The organism is Propionivibrio sp., assembly GCF_029255185.1.
Taxonomy (GTDB): domain Bacteria; phylum Pseudomonadota; class Gammaproteobacteria; order Burkholderiales; family Rhodocyclaceae; genus Propionivibrio.
In genome coordinates, this window is the sequence record NZ_JAPUVO010000138.1 from 1 (window position 1) to 2,795 (window position 2,795).

Genomic DNA, 2,795 nt, shown 5'->3' on the forward strand with positions numbered 1-2,795 from the left:
AGCCGGAGAAGATCAAAACGCTTGTCGATCTGCCCGGCATGCACACCGTCTATAACCTCGTCTTCGACTCCCACGATACCCCCTTCCTCGCAGGCGGCGTCAGGGTCAAGGATTGGGAGTAAGGCGACAGGGGGAGGCCCTGAATGGGCAAGCGTTATCCGATTTTGCGTTTCGTTCCGGCGCTGTGCTAAGGCATAGTCTGGTAAAGCGATTGGATATTACGCCAGATATAGGATTCCATGACATCGCCATCACCTATGCGCGCCAGCGCCTGTTCGGCTGCGCCATCCGCCGAAGCGCAAAAGCGGCAGGCCGCCTTATGGTTCCGCGAATTGCGCGACACGATTTGCGCCGCCTTTGAGCAGATTGAGGATGAACTGCTTGGTACGGAACATGCCGCTATGCCGGCGGGCCGGTTTGAACGCAAAGTCTGGCGCCGCGCCGATAAGCAGAACGCTAACGACCAGATACCCGATACCGACGTGTTCGCGGCGGGACGCGGCGGGGAAATGTCCGTGATGCGCGGGCGCGTATTCGAGAAAGTCGGCGTTAACATCTCGACGGTACAGGGCGTCTTCTCGCCCGAATTCCGCCAGCAGATACGCGGCGCGGAAAGCGATGGCCGCTTCTGGGCCAGCGGCATCAGTCTCGTCGCGCATATGCGTTCGCCGCTTGTGCCGGCCGTGCATATGAACACGCGGCATATCGTCACTTCCACCGGCTGGTTCGGCGGCGGCGCGGATTTGACGCCGATGGATTTCACAAGCGCCGCGACCGCCGCAGACAAAGCGCATTTCCACGCTGCCTTTAAGACCGTATGCGACCGTCATAACCCCGACTACTATCCGCGTTTTTCGGCATGGTGCGATGAATATTTCTTCTTAAAGCACCGCAACGAGCCGCGCGGCGTCGGCGGCATATTCTACGACTGGCTGGACAGCGGCTATTGGGAGAAGGATTTCGCTTTTACGCAGGATGTTGGCCGCGCCTTCCTCGACGCCTATCTGCCGATTGTTCGACGCCGCATGAACGAAAGCTGGACGGCGGCGCAGCGCGAGCATCAATGTCTGCGGCGCGGGCGTTATGCCGAATTCAACCTGCTTTATGATCGCGGCACGGCCTTCGGCCTCAAGACCGGCGGCAATCCCGATGCCGTCCTCATGTCCCTGCCGCCGGAAGTGAAGTGGGGGTGACTGTATAGAGACGTGATAGGACAAGATGAATTCTTGATATTTGATTCAGGTCTATTGGAATTTAGCCTTCAACGAAGGGCTGGGGTCGCCAAGCCCCAATTCATCATAAATATCTCGGTCAACAGTATCAATAAGTTGTGCAAAATCAGCCCGTGAATTGAATTGCAGCTTGGGGAGAAACAAGGGAAGATTTTTCAAAACATGTTGCTGACGGGAAAAGCCGTCTCCAAGCGGCTGATACTCCACTGGCCTTCGGTTATGAGAAAATATCTCAACATCCATAACGTATTCTGTATCAGGAGCCCCCGCGCCCTCTTTCAGCTTTTCAGCCCCCTTAAAGACAGCAGCGATTCCAGAAAGAACAAGGTCGTGCCAAAGTTTCAGCTTGTACGGATCGTTGGGTCTGGATTCACATGCCGCCACACTGCACCAGAAATCGACTAGGCCATCTTGAAGCATATCGTAACGGAAGGCTATCGAACTGTTGTCGTTATAGCGGCGACTTCCACGAAGTATCGCTACGTCCGCCCCGCAATCGTACCGCATAGACGCATGATAGGGTGTTCCATGCAACTCAACTTCGCAGTATGGAGAGAATAGGTATAATTCATTGTTTTTATGAATGCGGGGGATATTGGGCAGAGTACTTACAGGTAGTGCCGTGACTCTGATGAAGGCAGCGTCCACTTTGCTTGTTGCCCAGTCCTCAAAATCTTCACGACGTTTCAAAAACGTTTCCTCAATACGCTCGTTTCCACGAGCAACATTCAGCGTCATGTCTTGAATTTGGCGCATATCCATAACCCTCGCGCTTGTGCCAGTTCTAACAAACGCCTTTCCGTTCGTTGACAATCTGTGCGGCGCTCTGTTGGATTGAGGAACGCGAAATATAACGACCCCGCCTTTTTCTTCGCTTGTATCATCCATAACAACAGGCCAGATTTTCAGGCCGAATAACGGCGGTTCAATAGTGGTGGCCTTATCCTCAAACCGTTGAGCCAAATCTGCTACATGTGGCAGCGGTGTTATTTCGCCTGCTCGTGGGGGCTTGTCATGAGTTTCCTTAATTCCCAAAATGAGTGTTCCGCCCATTGCATTCGCAAAGGCAACTATCTCGCCAAGAATCTTGTCGCTAGAAAAAGTATTGATTTCCTTTGCTGTGCGCCATGTATCCTGATGGCGATTATCAGTCGGAAGGTCACGCTTGTATTCAACCTGATAATTTTCAGGTGTGCCGTGTTCAATAAGTTCCCGCACATCGGCGGCGGTTATATTCTCGATTGGCTTTGTAAAAATGGAAAGCATGGTCGCCTGTAAGGGGCAATGGAATGTTTCTTTCGCTCAGCTTACCCAAAAAGCGGGCGGCCTAGCTTTTATCCCACCTTCGCCGCCTTCGCCGGTGGCAACGCCAGACGGATGTGGAGTTCCTTCAGGCGGGCTTCGTCAACCGTGTTGGGGGCTTGCATCATCAAATCCTGCGCCTGCTGGTTGAGCGGGAAGGCGATGATTTCGCGGATGTTGGGTTGGTCGGCGAGAAGCATGACGATGCGGTCGATGCCCGGGGCGGAACCACCATGCGGCGGCGCGCCGAGTTTGAGCGCC

The 2,795-nt window shown here is 54.1% G+C and carries 3 protein-coding genes; 1 reads left to right on the forward strand and 2 read right to left on the reverse strand.

Annotated elements, in window-relative coordinates; all coding sequences use genetic code 11:
* Positions 1 to 257 precede the first annotated feature (257 nt).
* Positions 258 to 1,193 carry an oxygen-dependent coproporphyrinogen oxidase gene (gene hemF / locus Q1J43_RS15485; RefSeq protein WP_301103412.1) on the forward strand — a complete coding sequence of 312 codons (936 nt, stop codon included), beginning with the start codon at positions 258 to 260 and terminating at the stop codon, positions 1,191 to 1,193.
* Positions 1,194 to 1,244: 51 nt separating this feature from the next.
* Here hemF and Q1J43_RS15490 read toward each other — a convergent pair whose 3' ends face one another.
* Entirely contained in the window at positions 1,245 to 2,498 is a 1,254-nt protein-coding gene (locus Q1J43_RS15490) for an ATP-binding protein (RefSeq protein ID WP_301103413.1), read from the reverse strand.
* Between the two features lie 68 nt (positions 2,499 to 2,566).
* A partial coding sequence (locus tag Q1J43_RS15495) for an amino acid--tRNA ligase-related protein (RefSeq protein ID WP_301103414.1) occupies positions 2,567 to 2,795 on the reverse strand: 229 nt, incomplete at its 5' end.

Bases quoted from the DNA above. Each gene is read 5' to 3' on its own strand.
- Q1J43_RS15490 (WP_301103413.1), bottom strand. From the start codon at position 2,498: ATGCTTTCCATTTTTACAAAGCCAATCGAGAATATAACCGCCGCCGAT.
- hemF (WP_301103412.1), top strand. From the start codon at position 258: ATGCGCGCCAGCGCCTGTTCGGCTGCGCCATCCGCCGAAGCGCAAAAG.